The sequence below is a fragment of the Aeromicrobium flavum genome (genome assembly GCF_007992115.1).
GTDB lineage: Bacteria > Actinomycetota > Actinomycetes > Propionibacteriales > Nocardioidaceae > Aeromicrobium > Aeromicrobium flavum.
On record NZ_BJZQ01000017.1, the window covers coordinates 1 to 22,529 of the forward strand.

The 22,529-nt window shown below is 71.6% G+C and carries 19 protein-coding genes; 7 read left to right on the forward strand and 12 right to left on the reverse strand.

Annotated elements, in window-relative coordinates:
- Positions 1 to 61: 61 nt before the first annotated feature.
- Positions 62 to 1,600 carry a phospholipase D-like domain-containing protein gene (locus AFL01nite_RS13250; protein WP_146828173.1) on the reverse strand — a complete coding sequence of 513 codons (1,539 nt, stop codon included), beginning with the start codon at positions 1,598 to 1,600 and terminating at the stop codon, positions 62 to 64.
- 107 nt (positions 1,601 to 1,707) lie between these two features.
- On the opposite strand from AFL01nite_RS13250, the gene AFL01nite_RS13255 reads away from it, so the two are divergent.
- Complete coding sequence (locus AFL01nite_RS13255) at positions 1,708 to 2,949, forward strand: polysaccharide pyruvyl transferase family protein (protein ID WP_186813950.1); 1,242 nt, start codon at positions 1,708 to 1,710, stop codon at positions 2,947 to 2,949.
- 72 nt (positions 2,950 to 3,021) lie between these two features.
- Here AFL01nite_RS13255 and AFL01nite_RS13260 read toward each other — a convergent pair whose 3' ends face one another.
- The 3 genes from AFL01nite_RS13260 to AFL01nite_RS13270 all read right to left on the reverse strand — a co-directional run bounded on the left by AFL01nite_RS13260 (position 3,022) and on the right by AFL01nite_RS13270 (position 6,938).
- Positions 3,022 to 4,371 carry an RNA polymerase sigma factor gene (locus tag AFL01nite_RS13260; protein ID WP_222593536.1) on the reverse strand — a complete coding sequence of 450 codons (1,350 nt, stop codon included), beginning with the start codon at positions 4,369 to 4,371 and terminating at the stop codon, positions 3,022 to 3,024.
- A 102-nt stretch (positions 4,372 to 4,473) separates the two neighbouring features.
- Positions 4,474 to 5,949: a glutamate-cysteine ligase family protein gene (locus tag AFL01nite_RS13265; protein WP_146828175.1), complete on the reverse strand. Its 1,476-nt coding sequence runs from the start codon at positions 5,947 to 5,949 to the stop codon at positions 4,474 to 4,476.
- A 20-nt stretch (positions 5,950 to 5,969) separates the two neighbouring features.
- Positions 5,970 to 6,938: a DUF4192 domain-containing protein gene (locus tag AFL01nite_RS13270; RefSeq protein WP_146828176.1), complete on the reverse strand. Its 969-nt coding sequence runs from the start codon at positions 6,936 to 6,938 to the stop codon at positions 5,970 to 5,972.
- A gap of 134 nt (positions 6,939 to 7,072) precedes the next feature.
- On the opposite strand from AFL01nite_RS13270, the gene AFL01nite_RS13275 reads away from it, so the two are divergent.
- From AFL01nite_RS13275 to AFL01nite_RS13285, 3 genes are all read left to right on the forward strand, one after another.
- Complete coding sequence (locus AFL01nite_RS13275; RefSeq protein WP_146828177.1) at positions 7,073 to 8,422, forward strand: DNA polymerase IV; 1,350 nt, start codon at positions 7,073 to 7,075, stop codon at positions 8,420 to 8,422.
- Positions 8,419 to 10,554 carry a S9 family peptidase gene (locus AFL01nite_RS13280; protein WP_146828178.1) on the forward strand — a complete coding sequence of 712 codons (2,136 nt, stop codon included), beginning with the start codon at positions 8,419 to 8,421 and terminating at the stop codon, positions 10,552 to 10,554. The genes AFL01nite_RS13275 and AFL01nite_RS13280 overlap by 4 nt, the downstream gene beginning before the upstream one ends.
- A 102-nt stretch (positions 10,555 to 10,656) precedes the next feature.
- On the forward strand, positions 10,657 to 11,553 hold the full coding sequence (locus AFL01nite_RS13285) for a sigma-70 family RNA polymerase sigma factor (protein ID WP_146828238.1): 897 nt from the start codon (positions 10,657 to 10,659) through the stop codon (positions 11,551 to 11,553).
- 55 nt (positions 11,554 to 11,608) lie between these two features.
- Here AFL01nite_RS13285 and coaE read toward each other — a convergent pair whose 3' ends face one another.
- Together coaE and AFL01nite_RS13295 are read right to left on the reverse strand one after the other, a co-directional pair.
- Positions 11,609 to 12,211 carry a dephospho-CoA kinase gene (coaE, locus tag AFL01nite_RS13290; protein ID WP_146828179.1) on the reverse strand — a complete coding sequence of 201 codons (603 nt, stop codon included), beginning with the start codon at positions 12,209 to 12,211 and terminating at the stop codon, positions 11,609 to 11,611.
- 10 nt (positions 12,212 to 12,221) lie between these two features.
- A complete protein-coding gene (locus tag AFL01nite_RS13295) occupies positions 12,222 to 13,124 on the reverse strand; it encodes an SH3 domain-containing protein (RefSeq protein WP_146828180.1) in 903 nt (300 codons plus the stop codon).
- A gap of 103 nt (positions 13,125 to 13,227) precedes the next feature.
- Here AFL01nite_RS13295 and AFL01nite_RS13300 point away from each other — a divergent pair, with 103 nt between their 5' ends.
- Entirely contained in the window at positions 13,228 to 14,553 is a 1,326-nt protein-coding gene (locus AFL01nite_RS13300; RefSeq protein ID WP_146828181.1) for a class I adenylate-forming enzyme family protein, read from the forward strand.
- A gap of 21 nt (positions 14,554 to 14,574) precedes the next feature.
- Here AFL01nite_RS13300 and AFL01nite_RS13305 read toward each other — a convergent pair whose 3' ends face one another.
- Positions 14,575 to 15,531: a helix-turn-helix domain-containing protein gene (locus tag AFL01nite_RS13305; protein ID WP_186813951.1), complete on the reverse strand. Its 957-nt coding sequence runs from the start codon at positions 15,529 to 15,531 to the stop codon at positions 14,575 to 14,577.
- Positions 15,532 to 15,615: 84 nt separating this feature from the next.
- Here AFL01nite_RS13305 and AFL01nite_RS15645 point away from each other — a divergent pair, with 84 nt between their 5' ends.
- Positions 15,616 to 15,762 (forward strand): hypothetical protein, encoded by a 147-nt coding sequence (locus AFL01nite_RS15645; protein ID WP_186813952.1) that lies wholly within the window; start codon positions 15,616 to 15,618, stop codon positions 15,760 to 15,762.
- A gap of 75 nt (positions 15,763 to 15,837) precedes the next feature.
- On the opposite strand, the gene rpsA is transcribed toward AFL01nite_RS15645, so the two are convergent.
- The 5 genes from rpsA to AFL01nite_RS13330 all read right to left on the reverse strand — a co-directional run bounded on the left by rpsA (position 15,838) and on the right by AFL01nite_RS13330 (position 21,280).
- Positions 15,838 to 17,298 carry a 30S ribosomal protein S1 gene (gene rpsA, locus AFL01nite_RS13310; protein ID WP_146828183.1) on the reverse strand — a complete coding sequence of 487 codons (1,461 nt, stop codon included), beginning with the start codon at positions 17,296 to 17,298 and terminating at the stop codon, positions 15,838 to 15,840.
- Positions 17,299 to 17,465: 167 nt separating this feature from the next.
- On the reverse strand, positions 17,466 to 18,716 hold the full coding sequence (locus AFL01nite_RS13315; protein ID WP_146828184.1) for a M18 family aminopeptidase: 1,251 nt from the start codon (positions 18,714 to 18,716) through the stop codon (positions 17,466 to 17,468).
- Positions 18,717 to 18,725: 9 nt separating this feature from the next.
- Complete coding sequence (locus tag AFL01nite_RS13320; protein ID WP_146828185.1) at positions 18,726 to 19,658, reverse strand: NAD-dependent epimerase/dehydratase family protein; 933 nt, start codon at positions 19,656 to 19,658, stop codon at positions 18,726 to 18,728.
- Positions 19,659 to 19,736: 78 nt separating this feature from the next.
- On the reverse strand, positions 19,737 to 20,462 hold the full coding sequence (locus tag AFL01nite_RS13325) for a class I SAM-dependent methyltransferase (RefSeq protein ID WP_146828186.1): 726 nt from the start codon (positions 20,460 to 20,462) through the stop codon (positions 19,737 to 19,739).
- Complete coding sequence (locus AFL01nite_RS13330; protein WP_222593537.1) at positions 20,459 to 21,280, reverse strand: class I SAM-dependent methyltransferase; 822 nt, start codon at positions 21,278 to 21,280, stop codon at positions 20,459 to 20,461. The genes AFL01nite_RS13325 and AFL01nite_RS13330 overlap by 4 nt, the downstream gene beginning before the upstream one ends.
- A gap of 82 nt (positions 21,281 to 21,362) precedes the next feature.
- Between AFL01nite_RS13330 and AFL01nite_RS13335 the strand changes: the two genes are divergently transcribed.
- On the forward strand, positions 21,363 to 22,466 hold the full coding sequence (locus AFL01nite_RS13335) for a glycosyltransferase family 4 protein (protein ID WP_146828188.1): 1,104 nt from the start codon (positions 21,363 to 21,365) through the stop codon (positions 22,464 to 22,466).
- The last annotated feature ends 63 nt before the right edge of the window (positions 22,467 to 22,529 follow it).

Below are 22,529 nucleotides of genomic sequence, written 5' to 3' on the forward strand. Positions count from 1 at the left end.
GCTCGCGGAACGCTCCCCTCGGGGTGCGCTCCGCGAGCCGTTTCCGTGCGTGCGGACGGGCTCAGTAGCGGAAGCTGCCGTACGCCTTGGTCTGCGTGACCGAGCGCCAGTGCTCGACGTAGGCGTCGTACACGTCCGGGTCGGTCGTGATCGTCGTGATCTCGTCACTGGCGACCAGGTTCGATCCGGTGAGGTTCGCCGAGCCGGCGAGGGTGAGCTTCACCCGGGCGCCGCCCTTCGGCCACGCGCCGCCGTTGGGCAGGCGCTCCTCCGCGTTCAGCCGGTTCGGCTTCAGCTTGGCGTCCACCAGGATCGTCTTGTCGTGGATCTGCGCGTACGCCGCGTCGACCTCGGTGCGCGAGGTCTTGAGGACGTCGAGGATCGGCTTGCACACGCGCAGCAGCTGGCGGCAGTGCTCGAGGTAGTTCTTCTTCAGGTCGTCCTTGAACGCGACGACCGACACGCGGCACCCGCCGTCGTTGAGGGCGGCCAGCTTGTAGGCCAGCGCGATGCGGCGGTACTTGAAGCGGTTCTCCATCACGCGGATGCGGCACTGGTCGTCGGGGACGACCCGGTTGAGCATGTTGAGGATGGGGTCGCGACCGTTCGTGGGCGTCGCGCGCAGTGGGCTCACGTGGACCGTGTAGTTGGCCAGGTTCGAGTACAGGACGCCGCGGCGGGCGTACGCGCTGCTGTAGCCGTCGCGCGTGGCCGTGCGGTAGCCGTACCGCTTGTTGCGCTTGGCGATGTACTTCATGTAGTCCTTGCCGATGCGGCGCTCGGCCCACATGTCGTTCCAGACGGCGCGCATCTGGTACCACAGCTTCTTGTCGTTGTAGACGGTCGTGCCGTTGTTGTACGTGCGCTCGGCGCTGCGGCCGCCGAAGTTGGACGAGCCGGTCCAGACGACGCCCTTGGCGCGCTTGCCGCTGCGGGTGTACGTGTCGCTGACCATGACGACCTTCGAGTGCATGATCGCGCCGTTGACGCGCGAGAGGCAGGCCATCGACTTGCCGTTGGCGCAGGTCTTGAACTTGCCGTACTTCGTCCGGTTGAGCTGCTTCTTGAGCTTCTTCGACGCCGGCGACTGGTGCGCGTTGGGGTGGATGAACCTCACGTTGACGCCGGCCTTGGCGGCCTTGACCAGCTCACGGCCGACCCGGACGGAGTCCTCCATGCGGGAGTTGGCGGCGTAGACCGAGGTGGCGCGGCGCTGCTTCTTGGACTTGTACTTGCCGGCGGGCGTCTTGTACGAGCCGCGGATGAGGCGCTCGAGGTCGTTCAGCAGCGAGTAGTCGCGGTTCGAGCCGCCCCGGTCGAAGTAGGGGCGCGAGAAGTTGGCCTCGACGTCGACGGGGTACGCCGAGCCGTAGGGACGCTTGGACGCGGCGGCCGCGGCCGGAACGGCGGCCTTCGGAGCCGCCGCCTGGGGCTCGACCTGCGGGGCCGCGGGCTCGGGTTGCGGTTCGACGGCGGCGGGGGCAGAGTCAGCGGTCCCGGTCTCGTCGGCGCCGAAGGTCGTGCTGGCGGCGACGAGCGGCAGCACGAGCGCGCCGACGGCGGCGACTCCGGCGAGTCGCAGGCGGTGACTGACGGACACTGAGGAACTCCCCCGAGACGAAAACATAGGTCGACCCACAGTAACCCATGGGCTCGGGGTCTCCCGGGACCGCGGCGAGGGTCCGGGACGCCGGTATAGTCCCGGGCGTGGCGCGCATTCTCCTGAAGGTCCACCACCCGACGCGCGAACCGGCCGACGCCGCCACCGTCCTCTCGCGCAACCTGATCGGCAACAACGTCGGCAACCTGGCGTTCAGCTACGCCGCCGAGCGCCTCCTCACCCACCCGGGCGACGAGGTCACCGCCGCCCCGACGGGTCCGTGGTTCGCCGATCCCGCCCGCGTCAACCGCGAGTTCGACCACGTCGTGTTCCCGCTGGCCAACCACTTCCGCGCGTCGAACCTCAAGGCGCTGGAGCGTCAGTCGGCGGCGATCGAGCAGCTGACGACGGGGTTCACCGTGCTGGGCGTCGGCGCCCAGGCCGACCTCGACGGCAACGCCCCGCAGGACGAGCGCGACGCGGTCGACCGGGCCACGCGCCGGTTCGTGCGGGCCGTCCTCGACCGGGGTCCGTCGATCGGCGTGCGCGGCGACTTCACCAGGGAGTACCTGGTGGGGCTGGGCTTCGACGAGGACCGCGTCGACGTCATCGGCTGCCCGTCGATGTTCCTGCACGGGCCGGAGCTGCCGCTGCGGCTGCCGGCGTCCGTCGAGCCCGGCGACCCGATCGCCATCACGATCTCGCCGTACGTGAGGGAGATGGGCGACGTCCTGAGCCGGAGCCTGCGCCGCCACCGCCGCCTGACGTACATCGGCCAGGACGTCAACACGCTGCGGCTCCTCGTGCGCGGGACGCCCCTCAGCGGGGACGACCAGCGGCTCCCGCTGTCCCCCGAGCACCCGGTCTTCGCGCCCGGCCGCACCGTGTTCCCGCTGAGCATCCCCGCCTGGCAGGACTTCCTGCGCACCCAGCGCTTCACGTTCGGCACGCGGATCCACGGCACGATCGTCTCGCTGGTCTCCGGCACCCCGGCCGTGCTGCTGGCCCACGACTCGCGCACCCTCGAGCTCGCGCGGTACCACCGCATCCCGTTCGTCCGCCTCGACGAGGCCGACCCGCAGCAGCTCTCGGTGCCCGACCTCTTCGCCGAGGCCGACTGGGCGGCGCTGACCGGCGGGCACCGGGAGCGCTGGGACACCTACGCGACGTTCCTCGACCGCCACGGACTCAAGCACGGGTTCGGTCCCGAGGGCGGGGTCGAGACCTTCGACGCTGCCGTGGCTGCGGTTGCCCAGGACCCCGGCTTCCCGCCGGTCGTGCAGTCGAACGCCGGGCCCCCTCCCCCGCTGCGCCGCCTCGCGCGCGCGGTGCGTCGCCGCCTGCCCTGACGCGCAGTTCCCCTCGGACATGCAGAACGCCCGCCCGGCGATGCCGGGCGGGCGTTGCTGGAGACCGTGCGATCAGTCGAGGTAGTCGCGCAGGACCTGCGAGCGCGACGGGTGACGCAGCTTGCTCATCGTCTTGGACTCGATCTGGCGGATGCGCTCGCGCGTCACGCCGTAGACCTTGCCGATCTCGTCGAGCGTCTTGGGCTGGCCGTCGGTCAGGCCGAAGCGCATCGACACGACGCCGGACTCCCGCTCGCTGAGCGTGTCGAGCACCGCGTGCAGCTGCTCCTGCAGCAGCGTGAACGAGACGGCGTCGGCCGGGACGATCGCCTCGGAGTCCTCGATGAGGTCGCCGAACTCGCTGTCGCCGTCCTCGCCCAGGGGCGTGTGGAGGCTGATCGGCTCGCGACCGTACTTCTGGACCTCGACGACCTTCTCGGGCGTCATGTCCAGCTCGATCGCCAGCTCCTCGGGCGTGGGCTCGCGACCCAGGTCCTGCAGCATCTGGCGCTGGACGCGGGCCAGCTTGTTGATGACCTCGACCATGTGCACCGGGATGCGGATCGTGCGGGCCTGGTCGGCCATGGCGCGGGTGATCGCCTGGCGGATCCACCACGTGGCGTACGTCGAGAACTTGAAGCCCTTGGTGTAGTCGAACTTCTCGACCGCGCGGATGAGGCCCAGGTTGCCCTCCTGGATCAGGTCCAGGAAGAGCATGCCGCGACCGGTGTAGCGCTTGGCCAGCGAGACGACGAGGCGCAGGTTGGCCTCGAGCAGGTGGTTCTTCGCGCGACGGCCGTCGACGATGATCCACTCGAGCTCCTCGCGGAGCTTCTCGGTGACGCGCTTGGACTTGGCGAGCTTCTCCTCGGCGAACAGGCCGGCCTCGATGCGCTTGGCCAGCTCGACCTCCTCGGCGGCGGTCAGCAGCGCGACCTTGCCGATCTGCTTGAGGTAGTCCTTGACCGGGTCGGCCGTGGCGCCGGCGACCGTCACCTGGACGGCGGGCTCATCGGTGTCGTCGGCGCTGGAGATCGTGAAGCTGGCGCTGGCCTCCTCGTCCTCCTTCAGCGTCGGGTCGGTGGCGAGATCCTTCTCGAACACCTCGTCGGCGATGTCGGGGAGCACCTTCTTGCCGTCGGCGTCGACGGCCGGGGCGGGCTTCTCGAGCACGTCGGCCAGGTCGACGGCGTCGCCGAGCACGACCTCCTCGGGCGTCTTGACGGCCGACTTCTTGGCCGGGGCCTTCTTCGCGGCGGTCTTCTTGGCGGGCGCCTTCTTGGCGGCGGCCTTCTTCACCACGGGGCTCGCACCGTCGACGCCGGCGTCAACCTCGGACGACTGCGGAGCGGCCTTCTTGGCAGCCTTTGCAGGCGCCTTCTTCGTGGTCGCTGCCTTTGCGGTCTGGGTGGCACGAGTCACCGGGACATCAACCTCACAACGTCGTTCTGGGCATGACAATGAGGCCTGCGGTCAACCTCTGTCACCAGTGTGCCACGGTCCCCCAGCCGCTCCGGAACCGGTTCACTCCACGGGCCAGGAGTGCACCGGCTCACCCGTGTGCATGTGGTCGACATAGCGCCGTGTCAGGGCGCGCATCGAGTCCTGGACGTCCGCGCCGCGCGCGTGCAGTCGGTCGAACTGGTCGATCATCCACGTCGATCCGTTGCGGCCGGTGACGCAGCGACGCTCGATGATCTGCAGGTACTCGTCGATCACCGCACGGTCCACGCCCCGGCGCTCGAGCCCGACATGGGCCAGCGGCAGCAGGTGGGTGAGCACCAGTTCGCGCACCGGCACCGTGCCCACGCCCGGCCAGAAGGCGTCCGCCTCGATGCCGGCGATCGCCGCCTCGTGGAAGCCCTGCTCGGCCGTCTTGAACGGCAGCTGGCTCCACACCGGGCGCTCCTGCTCGGTCAGCGCCGTCACGAGGCCGTAGAACAGGGCGGCGTTCGCGACCGTGTCCTTGACCGTGGGCCCGGCGGGCAGCAGCCGGTTCTCGACGCGCAGGTGCGGCTTGCCGTCGACGACGTCGTAGATCGGCCGGTTCCAGCGCCAGATCGTGCCGTTGTGCAGGCGCAGCTCGGGCAGCACCGGCACCCGGCCGGCCTCGACCTCGGCGACGGGGTCCTCCTCGTCGACGATCGGCAGCAGCGCCGGGAAGTAGCGCGAGTTCTCCTCGAACAGGTCGAAGACCGAGGTGACCCATCGCTCGCCGAACCACACCCGCGGGCGGACGCCCTGGGCCTTCAGCTCGGCGGTGCGGGTGTCGGTGGCCTGCTCGAACAGCGCGATGCGGGTCTCGTGCCACAGCCGCTTGCCCAGGAAGAACGGCGAGTTCGCCCCGACCGCGATCTGCACGCCCGCGATCGCCTGCGCCGCGTTCCAGGTGGGCGCGAAGTCGTCCGGCTCGACCTGCAGGTGCAGCTGCGTGCTGGTGCAGGCCGCCTCGGCGATGATCGTGTCGATCGTCGTGCGCAGCCGCTCGACGCCGTTGATGACGATGTGGATGTCCTCGCCGCGCGCGGTGAGGATCTGGTCGGACAGCAGGTGGTAGCGGGGGTTGGCCGAGATCGCCTCCCGCGTCAGGTGCTCGGGTCCGAGGGTGGGCAGGATGCCGATCATGGTCAGGCCGGTGCCGACGCCCTGCGCCTTGTCCTGGGCCGCGTTGAGGTCCGCGGTCATCCGGTCGGCCATCTCGGCCAGGCCGCGGCCCGCGACGGGCGAGGGCGGGACGTTGATCTCGACGTTGAACTGTCCCAGCTCGGTCTGGAAGTCGTCGGTGGCGATCGCGTCGAGGGTCTCGGAGTTGCGCAGCGCCGGGTCGCCGGCCGCGTCCACGAGGTTGAACTCGATCTCGATCCCGACGTGCGGGTCGGGCACCGAGAAGTCCTGCTCCCCCAGCATCGCCGCCAGCACATCGAGGTTGCGGCGCACCTTGGCGCGGTAGCGAGCGCGGTCCTCTCCGGTGAACTCCCGGGCTTCGACGTCTTGTCCCATGGAAACCACCCTAGGGCGGATCACGCGCTCGCATCGATCGCCGACCAGCTGTCAGGATGCAGCCCCGCGTCGAGGGTCTGCTGCAGCAGGATCCCCATCCGGTACCGGGGCTCGACCTCGCGCACCCGATCGAGAGCGACCAGGGCGCGCGCGCCGTCGCCCATCTGCCACGCGGCGAACGACGTGAGGCACAGCGGCGCGGGCGCGAAGTCGTCGGCGGCGACGCGCGAGACCGCTGCCCACAGCGCATGCATGGCCGGGGCGTTGTCCCGATCGATCCGCAGCCACACCGCGTCGCGGACGTTGATCGACGACGTCAGCACGGCCAGCTCGACCAGCTCACCGTCGTCCAGCGCCGACCCGCCCAGCGCCCGGGTCACGAGGCACTCGACACGAGCGCACTCCGACCGCAGGAAGGTGGTCTCGTCCGCGGCCGCCGCTCGCTGGAGGAACCGGTCCAGGACGACGTCGTGCGCCCGGTCGAGCCACGATCGCCGCGGCTCCGGCGCCGCGGCGACCTCACGGGCGAGATCGGACCGGTCGGGCAGGATCACCTGGCCGTTGGCGACCGCGCGCACGATCGCCTCGTGGTGCGCGTCGCGGGTGTACGGCTCGCCCTCCGGCGGATGACCCGGGACGTCGGCCCAGATGCGGTGGTCGTCGGCCCAGATCGTCAGCCAGTCCCGGCGGGCCGGCAGGGCGTCCCGCATCGCGAGCGCCATCGTGCGCGCCCGCTCGGCGTCGGACGACAGCACGAAGACGAAGAACCCCTCCGTCCCGTTCCGGAGCAGGTGCGGAGCGAGCTCGGCCGCCAGGCGCGACTCCGAACCGCGCGGGGGGAGGTCGTTCCGCAGGCGGAAGCCGAACGCGCAGTACGGGCCGGAGACGGCCACCGCGATCACGCACTCGCGGGGCACGAAGCCGAAGAACGTCGGCAGCGCGTTGATCAGGTCCTCGTAGGTGTGGGCTCGGTAGACGTCGTCGGGCATGCGACGAGCCTCGCGAGCGCGGGCCTGCCGCAGTAGCCCCGCGCCGGACCCTGTGGAGGGGACGCGACCACCGGCGGCGGCCTGTGGACGACCGCCGCGCCTCCCGTGCAGGAGGGATCGGACAGACTGGGCCCATGCGTCCGACCGCGTCGATCCTGCACCTGGATCTCGATGCGTTCTTCGCCTCGGTCGAGCAGCGCGACAAGCCGTCCCTGCGCGGCAAGCCGGTGATCGTCGGCGGCATCGGGCAGCGCGGCGTGGTGTCCACCGCGTCGTACGAGGCCCGCCGGTACGGGGTCCGCTCGGCGATGAGCATGGCCGAGGCCCGGTCCCGCTGTCCGTACGCCGCCTTCCTTTCGGGCCGCTTCGACGCCTACCGCGCGGCGTCGACGATCGTGATGGAGCGCCTGCGCCGCCTCTCCCCCGCCGTCGAGCCGCTCTCCCTCGACGAGGCGTTCGTCGACCTGGCGGCGGGCGACGCGTTCGATCCCGACGCCGTGCCCGAGCTGGTCGCCGAGCTGCGCGCCGACGTCACGCGCCTCACCGAGGGACTCACCGCCTCGGTGGGGGTGGCCTCCTCCAAGCTCATGGCGAAGATCGCCAGCGAGATCGAGAAGCCGGACGGGTCCTTCATCGTCGCTCCCGGCACGGAGCGCGACCTGCTCGAGCCCATGCCGATCACCGTGATCGCGGGCGTGGGACCGGCGACGGCGGCACGGCTGCACCACGTGGGGATCACCCGCGTCGGCGACGTCTGGCGCCACGGCGAGGCCGAGCTGGTCGACCTCCTCGGACAGGCGGCCGGCGCCTCCCTGCACCGGCTCTCCCGCGGGATCGACGACCGCGGCGTCAGCTCCCATCGCGAGAACAAGTCGGTCAGCTCCGAGGACACGTTCGAGACCGACATCGTCGACCGGACCGAGCTGGGGCTGATCTGCGACGCCATGGCCCGGCGCACGGCGGAGCGGTTGCGCAAGGCGGGCCTCTCGGGCCGCACGGTCACCCTCAAGGTGAGGTACCACGACTTCAGCACCCACACCCGGTCGACGACCGTCGCGGCGCCGACCGACCAGACGCGGGTGATCGTCCAGATGGCGCGGCGCCTGCTGGACGCGACCGACACCGGCGGTGGCCTGCGCCTGCTCGGCGTGGGGATCAGCGGCCTGGCCGACTGGGTCCAGGACGACCTCTTCACCGCCGAGGCCGAGGCGGACGACGAGCACGCCGAGCCCGTGCAGGAGCCGCAGGAGCGTGGCGCCCAGGCGCCGCCCCGGGCCCAGGAGTGGTCGCCCGGGATGGACGTCCACCACGCCGAGCACGGCGACGGCTGGGTGTGGGGGCGAGGGCTGGGCCTCGTCACCGTGCGGTTCGAGACGCGTCACACCCCGGTCGGGCCGGTGCGCACCCTGCGCGCCGACGACCCCGACCTCTCGCCCGGGCACGCCGATCCCGTGTCGCACCCGGCCGGTACGGTCGGAGGATGACCGATCTGCGGCAGGACGCCGCTCCTCGTGCCCCGCGTCGTCCCCGTGAGCGCACCCACCACGGCGACACGTTCGTGGACGCCTACGACTGGCTGCGCGACAAGGACGATCCCGAGACGATCGCCTACCTCGAGGCCGAGAACGCCTGGTCCGAGGACACCACCGCGCACCTGGCCGACCTGCGCGAGCAGATCTTCACCGAGATCAAGGAGCGCACGCTCGAGACCGACATGTCGGTCCCGGTCCGTCACGACCGCTGGTGGTACTACTCGCGCACCGAGGAGGGCCGCCATTACGCGATCCGTGCCCGGGTCCCGATCGCCGGACCGGACGACTGGGACCCGCCCGTCGTCGCGGACGGTCGCGCCCCCGAGGGCGAGGAGGTGCTGCTCGACTCCAACGACGAGGCCGAGGGGCACGAGTTCTTCTCGCTGGGCGCCTTCAGCGTGTCCGACGACGGCGACCTCCTCGCGTGGTCCGTCGACACGGCCGGCGACGAGCGCTACACGATCCGCGTGCGCCGCATCTCCACCGGCGAGGTCCTGTCCGACGTCGTCGAGGGCGCGGCGCCGGGCGCCACCTGGTCCGCCGACGGCCGCCACCTGTTCTACGTCACCGTCGACGACGCGTGGCGCCCCCACCGGGTCTGGCGCCACGAGCTCGGCTCGACCGGCGACGACGTCCTGGTCTTCGAGGAGCCCGACGAGCGCTACTTCGTCGGCCTGGGGCGCAGCAGCTCCGACCGCTTCCTGGTCATCGCGGTCGGGTCGAAGGTCACCACCGAGGTGCGGCTGCTCGACGCCACCGACCCCACCGGCGCGTTCACGGTCGTCTGGGAGCGGCGCGAGGGCGTCGACTACTCCGTCGAGCACGTCGTCGTCGGCGGTCGCGACCTCCTGGCGATCCTGCACAACGACGGCGCCGTGAACTTCGAGCTCGTCCTGGCGCCGCTGGAGGACCCCACCGCCACCACCGTGCTCGTCCCCGGCTCGGACGACGTCCGGCTCGAGGCGGCCGACGCGTTCGCGCGCCACCTCGTGCTGTCCTACCGGAGCGACGCCACCACCCGGCTCGCGCTCATGCCGATCGGGGCCGACGGGATCGGCGCCCCGATCGAGCTCGACTTCGACGCCGAGCTGTTCACCTGCGGCCTGGCGGGCAACGCCGAGTGGGACCCGCGCTACCTGCGCATCGGCTACACCTCCTACGTCGAGCCCGCCACGATCTGGGACCTCGACCCCGCCACCGGCGAGCGGATCCTGCGCCGTCGCGCCCCCGTGCTGGGCGACTTCGACCCGGCCGACTACGAGCAGCACCGCGCGTGGGTGCGTGCCGACGACGGCGCCCTGGTGCCCCTGTCGATCGTGTGCCGGCGCGACACCCCGCGCGACGGCTCGGCGCCGGCCCTGCTCTACGGCTACGGCTCGTACGAGATCAGCCTCGATCCCGACTTCTCCATCTCGCGGCTGAGCCTGCTCGACCGCGGGTTCGTCTACGCGGTCGCGCACGTCCGCGGCGGCGGCGAGCTCGGCCGGCGCTGGTACGACGAGGGCAAGCAGCTGGCGAAGATGAACACCTTCACCGACTTCGTCGCGTGCGCCCGCCACCTCGCCGACGAGCGGTGGACCTCGGCCGACCGGCTCGTCGCCGAGGGCGGCAGCGCCGGCGGCCTGCTCATGGGCGCCGTGGCCAACCTGGCGCCCGACGCCTTCGCGGGCATCTTCGCCGACGTGCCGTTCGTCGACCCCCTCACCTCGATCCTCGACCCGTCGCTGCCGCTGACGGTCATCGAGTGGGACGAGTGGGGCGACCCGCTGCACGACCCGGAGGTCTATGCGTACATGAAGCGCTACGCGCCGTACGAGAACGTGGCCGACGTCGCGTACCCCAAGATCCTCGCCGGCACGTCGCTCAACGACACGCGCGTCCTCTACGTCGAGCCCGCCAAGTGGGTGGCCCGGCTCCGCGAGGTCACCGGCGCCGAGCGGTCGGTCCTGCTGCGCACCGAGATGTCGGCGGGGCACGGCGGTGTCAGCGGCCGGTACGCCGCGTGGCACCAGCGGGCCTGGGAGCTGGCATGGATCATCGACACCGCGACGGCTGTGACGCGAGCCAATCCAAGAAACTCCTGAGAACGGAATCCTCAGCGCTTTTCCGTCGTTGTACCGGGTGAAGCCACCGTCAGGAGGATCACCGTGGAAGACCGTGAATTCGAGGGCAAGGACAGCGTCGGCATGTACCTGTCCGAGATCGCGCGCACCCCGCTGCTCGACGCCGAGCGCGAGGTCGAGCTGAGCCGCACGATCGAGGCCGGGCTGTTCGCCCGCCATCTGCTCGAGAGCGGCCGTGTCGGCCGCGCGAAGGGTGGAGCCCCGAAGCGCGCGACCCGGGAGGAGTTGGAGTGGCTCGCCGAGGAGGGCGACCGCGCCGTGCAGGAGTTCGTCCAGGCGAACCTGCGCCTCGTCGTATCCATCGCGCGCAAGTACGGCCGCGCGCAGATGCCGATGCTCGACCTCATCCAGGAGGGCAACACCGGCCTCATCCGCGCGGTCGAGAAGTTCGACTACGCCAAGGGCTTCAAGTTCTCGACGTACGCCACGTGGTGGGTCCGCCAGGCCATCACCCGCGGCGTCGCCCAGCAGGCCCGTGTCGTGCGCCTGCCGGTGCACGTCGTCGAGGAGCTCAACCAGGTCTCCGGCGCTCGCCGCAACCTCGAGCGGCAGCTGGGCTACGACCCCGAGCCCGCCGAGATCGCCGCCGAGCTCGACATGGACGTCGAGCGGGTCATCGACCTGCTCTCCTGGGGCCGCGACCACGTCAGCCTCGACTCCCCCGTCGACGAGGACGGCGACACGAGCCTGGGCGACCTGATCGCCCGTGACAGCTCGCCCGGTCCCGACCTGGCGATGCTCGACCACGACGCCCGCGACCAGTTGTTGGCCCTCGTCGATCGTCTCGACGACCGTGAGGCCGACATCGTCAAGGCGCGCTACGGCCTGCTGGACGGCCGTCAGCAGAAGCTCGCCGACATCGGCAAGCGCCACGGCATCTCCGCCGAGCGCGTGCGTCAGGTGGAGCGACAGGCGATCGCGCGACTGCGAGAGATCGCCGATCCCGAACTGGCCGCCTAGGCGGCCATCCCCGGTCGGTCGCTATGCAGCGGCGACCGACGCACTGGGCAACCAGTCACTGAGCGCTCGGCGCGACCAGGTCCTTCCAGACCTCGTCGATCCGGGCGCTCAGTTGTTCCAGGCTGCCCGTGTTGTCGATGACGACGTCCGCGGCCGCGAGCCGCTCCTCACGGGAGGCCTGCGCCGCGATGCGCGCTCGGGCGTCCTGCTCGGTCATGCCCCGGTCGGAGACCATGCGGGCGACCTGGACCGGCTCGGGGACGTCCACCACGATGACGACGTCGCACGCCGCGGCCGCGCCCATCTCCACCAGGAGCGGGTTGTCGTGCACGACGACGGCGTCGGGACCGGCGTCGGCCTCACGGCGGGCGGCGAGGTCGCGGATGGCCGGGTGCGTGATCGCCTCGAGGTCCTTCAGCGCCGACGGGTCGGCGAACACGACGGCGCCGAGGCCGGGCCGGTCGAGCGTGCCGTCCGCGGCGATGACCCCGGCGCCGAAGCGGTCGGCGATCAGGTCGAGCGCGGGGCTTCCGGGCTCGACGACGTCACGGGCGAGCCGGTCGTAATCGATGACGACCGCGCCCAGCGCGGCCAGGCGGGCACTCACGGTGCTCTTGCCCGAGGCGATGCCGCCCGTCAGGCCCACGCGCCGTGCCATCAGCGCACGCTCACAGGCTGCCGGAGTTGCCGAACGTCGTGACGTGGACGTGGTCGTAGTGGTTGGCCGTGTCGCCGCCGCGGTCGCTCATGCCGCGCCATCCCTCGCCGCCGCGCTCGACGGTCCAGATGCGCTGTTCGTAGATCAGGTAGCTGACGCCCAGCTTCGTGCGGTTGGCCTGCAGGAAGGCGGCGATGTCCCAGCCGAGCTGGCCGCGGACCATGATGTCGAGCGAGTGCCCGGTGGCGTGCTCGCCGCGGCCGGCGAGGCCGCCGTAGCTGGCGACCTCGGGGAAGCGGGCGCAGACGGCGCGGTAGACCCGCACGGTGTCGGCCTGGAGACCCGACTCGACCGCCGACCCGCGCGCACAGGCGGCCGTGGAGATCGCGCCCTCGGCGGGAGCGAGCTTGGGCTCCTCGTCGTCGACGAGCTCGGTGGCCACCCAGCGCGGGAGGTCGTTGTGCACGACCTGGGTCCACGCGCCGCGGGTCTTGCCGGTGACCTGGAGCTTCTTGCCCTTGCCGACCGTGGCGAGCACGGGCGAGTCGTCGGACGCGTCGGCCCGGACGGGCACGGTCTTCTGGGCGTACAGGGAGCCCTCGATCATGGCGTCGGCCTCGACCGCGGACGGGAGGGGTGCGCGCTCGGCGCTGCTGCGGCTGGCGCGGGCGGGGGCCGACCCGTCGAGGGCCTCGGTGACGATGTCGCCGTGCGCGGCCACGGACGTGTCGGCGGCGCGGGCGGCGTCGGCCGCGGGGGCGACGGTCAGCGAGGAGGTGCTGAGGGCGGCGACCGCCGCGACTCCGAGCGACGCGACACCGATCGAGATCGCCCCGTGCTTGCGGGCGCGGACGTACCAAGGGTCGCGGACGACGGGCTTGCGCCGGTGTCCGGGCTTGGGGGACTGGGTCATCGATACCAATGCAGGTCGGGGGGGGTACGGCCGTCCGCCAGTCAACCATACTGACGACGCAGATCCCAGTGAGTCGGGAGAACCCACGCGAGAGGAATGAGCGATGTCACACGACCAGGCACCGCGCGCCACGACGGCCGCCGAGCTGCGGGACCTCGCATCCGCCGTGGCGGCCGGTCTGCGCCACCGCGGGGTCGTCGAGGGCGACCGGGTCGTCGTCAGCCTGCCCAACGGGATCGAGCTGCTCGCCGCCGTGTGGGCGTGCGTGGCGACGGGCCGCGTTCCCGTGCCCCTCGACCCCCGGCTCACGACGCACGAGCGGGGCCCGATCGTGGACGACGTCGCCCCGGCCGTGGTGCTGGACTCGCTCGCCCGGTTCGGCGAGCTGCTCGGCGACGACCGTGACGAGCTCGACGCCCACCCGCGGTGTCGGCCGATGCACTTCACGTCGGGCACGACCGGCCGGCCCAAGGGCGTGTGGTCGGGGTTCTGGGACGCGGAGGACGCCCGGGCGGCGGTCCTCGAGGAGCGTGAGCTGTGGGGCTTCGCCGCCACCGACGTGAACCTCGTGCTGTCCCCGCTCTACCACTCCGCTCCCCTGCGCTTCGCCCTCGGCACGGCCCTGGCCCGCGGCGCCGTCGCCGTCCTGCCGGCCTTCACGCCCGAGGGCTTCTGCGAGGCCGTCGAGCGCCTGCGCCCGACGTCGATGTTCTGCGTGCCCGCCCATCTTCAGCGGTTGCTGGCCCACCTCGAGACGTCGCCGGCGCCCGACCTGTCCTGCTTCCGTCTCGTGGCCCACGCCGGCGCGCCGTGCCCGGACCCGGTCCGCCGGGGAGCCCATGCGCTGTTCGGCACCGAGGTCGTGTGGGAGTTCTACGGATCCACCGAGGGCCAGTTCACCGCGTGCTCCGCGCCGGAGTGGGCCGAGCACCCCGGCACCGTCGGCCGGGCGCGGCCGGGCCGGGTGATCGGCGTGGACGACGACAGCGAGCTGTGGTGCGCCGTTCCGCCGTGGGGGCGCTTCTCCTACTGGAACGATCCGGAGCGCACGGCGCAGGCCTGGCGCGACACCGAGCACGGTCCCGCGTTCACCGTGGGCGATCTCGGACGCGTCGACGCCGAGGGGTACGTGTACCTCGACTCGCGACGCACCGACCTGATCATCAGCGGTGGTGTCAACGTCTACCCGGCCGAGGTGGAGGCCGCCCTCGTCGAGGTGCCGGGAGTCGTCGAGATCGCCGTGTTCGGGCGGACCGACGAGCGGTGGGGCCAGCGCGTGGTGGCGGCGTACGTCGGCGACGCCGACGAGGACACCCTCCGCGAGGCGGCCCGGCAGCGGCTCGCCCCACCGAAGCGGCCGAAGGAGTACGAGCGGGTGACCGCCCTGCCACGCACCGCGACCGGCAAGGTGCGGCGCACCCACCTGTGAGTTTCCTTCACCTCGAACGCGTCAGGCAGACTCGACCCGGGAGAACGACCGGCGGTAGGCCTGAGGGCTGGTGCCGCGCACGGCCGAGAAGTGGTGGCGCAGCGTCGCCGCGTTGCCGAAGCCGACGCGCCCGGCGACGTGCTCGACGGAGAGCTCCGTCGTCTCCAGCAGCTCCTCCGCCAGGGCCACGCGGCGCCCGAGCAGCCACTGCCACGGCGTGGTGCCCGTCTCGTCGCGGAACCGGCGGGCGAAGGTGCGCTCGGACAGGTGCGCCCGACGGGCCAACACGGCGACGGTGAGCGGCTCGGCCAGGTGCTCCTCCGCCCAATCGAGCACCGGCGACAGCGTCTCGGCCTCGACGGCGGCCATGGGCGTGCGCACGAACTGGGCCTGCCCGCCGTCGCGGTGGGGCGGCACCACGATGCGACGCGCGGCCGTCGCGGCGACCCGGGCCCCGAACCACTGCCGCATGAGGTGCAGGTTGGCGTCGATCCCGGCGGCGGAGCCGGCGCCAGTGACGATGCGGTCGTCGTCCACGTAGAGCACGTCGGTGTCGACCTCGGCCAGCGGGAACCGGTCGGCGAGCTCGTCGCCGTACCGCCAGTGGGTGGTGCACCGGCGCCCGTCGAGCAGCCCGGCGTGCCCCAGCTGGAACGCCGCCGTGCAGGACGCCATGATCGTCGCGCCGCGCTCGTGCGCGGCGCGCAGGGCCTCGCTGACCCGAGGGTCCTCGGCGCGGTAGTCGCGCTTGGCCGCGACGGCCACGAGGTCGGCGTCGGCGGCGGCCTCCAGTCCGTGGCGGATCACGAAGTCGAAGCCCGACGCACCGGAGACGACGCCGGGCACCGGCGTGCACACGACGAAGTCGAACACCGGGCTGTCGTCGCCGGGGTGGTGGGGCTCGGCCCACACCTCGGCCAGCACGCCCATGCCGAACGGCTCCGCGTGGTCGGAGACGATCATCGCGACCTTCGTCATCGGAACTCCTCTTGGCGGGATCTTGACGAGACCTGGCATTCCCGCCACTGGTGGCAGGATATCACGGAGCGCAGGATTAGTGCCATGATCATCGCTCTCCTCCTGCTGGCCCTGGTCGCCGCCTTCGCGGTGGCGACCCTGTGGTCGACCATCACCCATGACGGACTCGGCGTCCGCCCCGCTCCCCGGAGCCACATCCGCGATGCGTTCGGGGCGTCGTATGACTCCTGACGGACCGCCCGACCCCGGGAACGACGAAGGCCCCCGACCGCGTGGTCGGGGGCCTTCGTCGTTCTCAGCGGGAGATCACTCGCCGCCGGTCAGCTTCTCACGCAGGGCCTGCAGGGCCTCGTCGGAAGCCAGCGAGCCGCCGGTGCTCTGCTCGTCGGCCGCGGGGGCGGACGTGTACTCGCCCACCTCGCCGGCCTCGAGGTTCGCCTTCTCGGCGTCGGCGACCTGCTTCTTGTGGGCCTCCCAGCGCTCGTGCGCCTCGGCGTACTGACGCTCCCACGTGGCGCGGGCCTCTTCGAAGCCCTCCTGCCATTCGCCCGTCTCGGGGTCGAACCCGTCCGGGTAGATGTAGTTGCCCTGCTCGTCGTAGGACGAGGCCATGCCGTACAGCGTCGGATCGAAGCTGTCGTCGGTCGCGACCTCGGTCTCGTTGGCCTGCTTCAGCGACAGCGAGATCCGACGACGCTCGAGGTCGATGTCGATGATCTTGACCATGACCGAGTCGCCGATCTGGACGACCTGCTCGGGGATCTCGACGTGACGCTCGGCGAGCTCGGAGATGTGCACGAGGCCCTCGATGCCCTCCTCGACGCGGACGAACGCGCCGAACGGGACGAGCTTGGTGACCTTGCCCGGAACGATCTGACCGATCTGGTGGGTCCGGGCGAAGTGCTGCCACGGATCCTCCTGGGTCGCCTTGAGCGACAGCGACACGCGCTCGCGCTCCAGGTCGACCTCGAGCACCTCGACGGTGACCTCGTCGCCGACCTGAACGACCTCGTTCGGGTGGTCGATGTGCTTCCAGGACAGCTCCGAGACGTGCACCAGGCCGTCGACGCCACCGAGATCGACGAAGGCGCCGAAGTTGACGATCGAGCTGATGACGCCCTTGCGGACCTGGCCCTTCTTGAGCTCGTTGAGGAAGTTCTGGCGCACGGCGGACTGCGTCTGCTCGAGCCAGGCACGGCGCGACAGGACCACGTTGTTGCGGTTCTTGTCGAGCTCGATGATCTTCGCCTCGAGCTTCTGGCCGATGTACGGGTCCAGGTCGCGCACGCGGCGCATCTCGACCAGCGACGCGGGCAGGAAGCCACGCAGGCCGATGTCCATGATCAGGCCGCCCTTGACGACCTCGATGACGGTGCCCTCGACGACGCCGTCCTCTTCCTTGATCTTCTCGATGTCACCCCAGGCGCGCTCGTACTGAGCCCGCTTCTTGCTCAGGATCAGACGGCCTTCCTTGTCCTCCTTCTGGAGGACGAGGGCCTCGACCGAGTCGCCCACCTGGACGACCTCGTTCGGATCGACGTCGTGCTTGATGGACAGCTCACGCGAGGGGATGACGCCCTCGGTCTTGTAGCCGATGTCGAGCAGGACCTCGTCGCGGTCCACCTTGACGATGGTGCCGTCGACGATGTCGCCGTCGTTGAAGTACTTGATGGTCTTGTCGATCGCGGCGAGGAAGTCTTCTTCGCTGCCGATGTCGTTGACCGCAACCTGCGGGGCCGCAGAAGGAGTTGCGAGGCCAGAAGTCATGTAGAGGGGCTCCGATGGATGGATGGAATTGAAGTGTGGACAGGATTTGCGCCCGGATCCGGACATGCCGGACCCAGCGCATCTCTCAGTCTAGGGCACACCCGCGCCCGCGTAAAACCCGGCGGCCCAGCGGCCGGACGGTCCGAGCGCCCCCGATCCCGCTCCCGTCAGTGCGACGTCAGGAAGGCGGCCAGCGCCCGGCCGTACGTGTCGACGTCGGCCGCCGCCATGACCTCGCGCGCGGAGTGCATCGCCAGCTGCGGGGCGCCGACGTCGACCGTCAGGATGCCCGTGCGGGCGGCGCTGGTGGGCCCGATCGTGGACCCGCACGGCAGGTCGGCCCGGTGCACGTACCGCTGCAGCGGCACCCCGGCGCTCTCGCACGCGGCGGCGAAGAGCCCCGCCCCGACGCCGTCGGTGGCGTACCGCAGGTTCTGGTTGACCTTGAGCACCGGACCGCCGCCGAGGGCGATGCGGTGCAGCGGCTCGTGCTTGTCGGGCTGGTTCGGGTGGGTGGCGTGGGCCATGTCGCCGGAGACGCACACCGAGTCGGCGACGGCCCGGAAGACGTCGTCGCGCGAGCCGCCGGCCGCCAGCACGGTGCGCTCGAGCACGGTCGACAGCAGCGGCGAGTCGGCGCCACGCTCGGAGGTGCTGCCGACCTCCTCGTGGTCGAACAGCACCATGACGTAGCGACCGGCCGGGTCGGCGGAGCCGACGGCGTGCAGGAGCGCGTCGAGCGCGGCCGAGCAGGTCGCCTGGTTGTCGAGCCGCGGCGCCGCGACGAGCTCGCCGGCGACGCCGGTGCGGGCGGACGGGCGCAGGTCGAACGTCATGAGGTCGAAGCCGGTGACCTCGGCCCCCGCGAACCCGGCCCGCTCCCCCACGACGTCGAGGAACGGCCGGCGGGTCAGCCCGCTGATGGCATCGAGGTGACGCTGGCGGTCGAGCTTGGACCCGTCGCGGTCGAGGTGGATGGCCAGGCGCGGCACGCGCAGCAGCGGCTCGTCGACGCGGACCAGCCGCGTGGTGCCGTCGCGCAGGACGACCCGGCCCGCGATCCCGAGGTCGAGGTCGAGCCAGGACTCCAGCAGCGGACCGCCGTAGGGCTCCAGCGCGACCGTGGCCTGCTCGCCGCGCCACCCGTCGTGGTGCTGCTTGAGCCGCAGGTTGGGGCTGTCGGTGTGCGCCCCGACGATGCGGAAGCCGGCGTGGGCCGGGGCCTCGGGCCCGACCGACCAGGCCACGAGCGTGCCGCCGGTGACGATGAAGTGGTGGCCGGGCTCGGTGGGCCAGGCGTCGCGCGGGTCGACCTCGGCGAACCCCGCCCCGCGCAGCCGCTCGGCCGCGGTGGCGCAGGCGTGGAAGGGCGTCGGCGACGCGTCGACGAAGGAGATCAGGCGGTCGGCGGCGTCCATGGCGTCACCCTAGCGACGGCTGCGGAAGTCCTCGATGGTGGCCTTGAGGCCGATCTCGGCCGTCGTGGACGGCGCCCAGTCGAGCAGGTCGCGCGCCAGCGTGATGTCGGGACGACGGATCTGCGGGTCGTCCACGGGCCGCGGCACGTGGACGATCTCCGACGCCGACTCGGCGAGGTCGCGGATCCACGTGGCCAGGTCGAGCATCGAGATCTCCTCGGGGTTGCCGAGGTTGACCGGGCCGGAGGCGCTGGACTCCATCATCGCCACGAGCCCGGACACGAGGTCGTCGACGAAGCAGATGGAGCGGGTCTGGTGACCGTCGCCCGCGACGGTGATCTCGCGTCCCGTCAGGGCCTGGTGGACGAAGTTGGGAATGGCGCGGCCGTCCTCGACGCGCATCCGCGGGCCGAAGGTGTTGAAGATGCGCACGATCTTGGTGTCGACGCCGAACTCGCGACGGTACGCGGCGGTCATCGCCTCGCCGAAGCGCTTGGCCTCGTCGTAGACCGACCGGGGACCGACGGGGTTGACGTGGCCCAGGTAGGTCTCGGGCTGCGGGTGCACCTGCGGGTCGCCGTAGACCTCCGAGGTCGACGCCAGCAGGTAGCGCGCGCCGTGCGCGTGGGCGAGGTCGAGGGTGTTCTTGACGCCCATCGAGCCGGTCATCAGCGTGTGGATCGGCAGCCGGTGGTAGTCGACCGGGGACGCCGGCGAGGCGAGGTTGAAGACCTGGTCGAAGGGTCCCTCGATCGCGTCGATCGCGACCGGATCGGAGACGTCCGCATCGACGATGGTGACCTCGTGGGCCACGCCGGCGAGGTTCTCGCGCCGTCCCGTGCTGAAGTCGTCCACCACCACGACGTCGTGCCCCGCGTCCACCAGTCGCTCCACCAGGTGCGATCCGACGAAACCGGCGCCGCCAGCCACCAACGCGCGCATCCGTGATCCCTTCGTCCGGGTCCGTCAGTTTCTACTGACGAGTAGGACCCAGTTCACAGCGTACCCCGCGATCCGGGGCTATCGGGAGGACTTGGGATCTTCGCGCCGCACCAGCAGCAGCAGGTTCCACGACAGCACCTCGCGCAGGAGCGGGACCCGGACGAGCGGCGCGGCCCAGCGCGGCAGGTAGCGCGGCCGCGCCGAGACGACGTGCACGCCCGGCCGAGCGGCCCAGCGCATGCCCCAGGCGACGGAGATCTTGAACAGCGTCTCGCCGACCCGGTTCTTGGGCGCGTGGCCGTGCCGACGGGTGTAGCGCGCGACCGCCCGGCGGCCCCCCAGCCAGTGCCACGGAGACGTCTCGTGGCCTCCCCACGGCGACCACCAGTTCGTGTAGGACAGGAACACCAGTCCCCCGGGCTTGGCCACCCGGACCAGCTCGTCGGCGACGACCGCGGGCTCGCGCACGTGCTCGAGCAGGTTGGACGAGAAGACCAGATCGGCCGAGCCGGTCGCGAAGGGCAGCAGCGCGGCGTCCGCGGCCACCCCGCCGTCGGCCAGGGCCGAGACCTCGGGGTCGAGGTCGACCGCGATGTAGCGGGCACCCCGGCGGCGGAACTCCTGCGCGAACTGCACCGGACCGGCGCCCACGTCGACGACGACCTTGCCCGCGAGCGGCAGCTCCTGCTCGACGAGGTCGGCGGAGTCGCGCGCGAGCACGCCGTAGAAGTGGTCCGGGTCGGTCTGCTCGACCAGGAAGGAACGGAACAGCCGGACCGAGCGACGCAGGCCGTCGGGACTCATGCGTCGCCTCGGGAGGCGGTGACGACGAGCGTGGGACGCCAGCGCGGGAGCACGAGCCGCACCAGCACCGCCAGCGGCGCGAGGGCCATCGCGAACCAGCGGGTGGCACGCGCCGCGAGGACGCCGGCGGGGCGGTCGCTCGGGCGCAGGCGTCGGACGACGCTGGCGCCCTCCATCGTGAGGTTGTCGGTGAGCGAGCGTCTGACGCGGACGTCGACGAACCCGGCGTCGCGCAGCAGGCGGGTGATCGACGCCTTCGAGAAGAACCGCACGTGGGTGGGGTCCTCCAGCAGCCACCACGCGTCGGAGAACGCGCGCAGGGACGTGCTGTCGGCCGCGGGCGTGAGGAACAGGACGCGGCCGCCGGGCTTCAGGAGCCGGTGCGCCGCCGCGGACAGGGCGCGCACGTCCTGGACGTGCTCGACGACGTGGACGCCGTAGACGAGGTCGGCCGGCTCGGCGGAGACCGGGACGTCCTCGATGCCGCAGGCGTGCAGCTCGGCCCGGGCCCGCACCTGCGGGTCGACCGCGACGTGCAGCTGGTCGGGGTCGCAGCCGGCGACCCGGTGCCCCTCGTCGAGGTAGCCGCGCAGCATCGCGCCGGCGCCGAAGCCGATCTCGAACACGCGCGACCGGGCCTCGAGGGGCGCGGCGCGGCGCAGCGTGCGGGACGTCAGGGCGAGCCGCACGCGGTCGAGCCCGGGGTCGCCGCCGTAGGCGACGTCGCGGTGATGTGCCGGAGCCGCCTTGGGATCGCGCTCGATGTGAGAGCATTTCGGACAGGTCGCGAGCACCGAGCGGCCGTCCCGCAGGGTCACGGACGTCATCGGTGTCGAACACACCTCACAGGACATCGGTCACCTCACCCCTCGCTGGACAGGAGAGCACGCTATCAGCGGATTGCGCATCGCCATCCTCAGTTGGCGTGACCTGGAGCATCCCGAGGCCGGCGGCGCCGAGGTCTTCGCCGAACGCACCGCCGCCACGATGGCTGAGCGCGGCCACGACGTGGTGCTGTTCGCCTCGTCGTTCCCGGGCGGATCGGCCCACGCCGAGCGCCACGGCTTCACGCTGGCGCGCGCCGGCGGCCGCTTCACGGTCTACCCGCGCGGCCTGTGGCACGTGTGGCGCCGTCGTCGCCGGTACGACGTCGTCATCGACGTCCAGAACGGCGTCCCCTTCTGGACTCCCCTGGTCTTCGCCAAGCCGCTGCTGGCCGTCGTGCACCACGTGCACCGCGAGCAGTGGTTCACGTTCTTCCCGCGCCCGGTGTCGTCGATCGGCTGGTTCCTCGAGTCGCGCGTCGCACCCTTCGTCTACCGCCGGCAGCACTACGTCACCGTGTCGGAGGCCTCGCGGCGCGAGCTCGCGGCCGTCGGGGTCGATCCCGCGCGCGTCTCGGTCGTCTACAGCGGCAACGAGGCGCCCGAGCACGTCCTCGAGCTGGAGCCCGACCTGGTGCGCGGCACGCGACTGGCGTGCCTCGGCCGCCTGGTGCCCCACAAGCGGGTCGAGCTGGCGATCGACGCCGTGGCCGCCCTCGCCGACACGTTCGACGACATCGGCCTGGACGTGATCGGCGGCGGCGACTGGATGGACCCGCTCGTCGAGCACGCCCGCCGGCTCGGCGTCAGCGACCGGGTCGTCTTCCACGGCCACGTGTCCGACGACCAGAAGCACGCGCTGCTCAGCCAGGCAGCCGTCCTGGCGATGCCCTCCATCAAGGAGGGGTGGGGCCTGACGATCCTCGAGGCCGGCTACCACGCCGTGCCCACCGTGGCGTTCCGCTACGCCGGCGGCACGCAGGAGTCGGTCCAGGACGGTCACACCGGCCTGCTGGTCGACACCGACGAGGAGTTCATCGACGGGCTGCGCCACCTGCTGACGCAGGACGACGAGCGCGCCAAGCTGGGTGCCGCGGCCCGCGAGTTCGCGCTGCGGTTCGACTGGGACCGCACCGGCAACGAGCTGACCGACCTGGTCGAGCGCGTCGCCGGCTCCTGACCCGGCGCTCCCCCACCCGGCACGACGAAGGGCCGCCGTCCCCCGAGGGGGACGGCGGCCCTT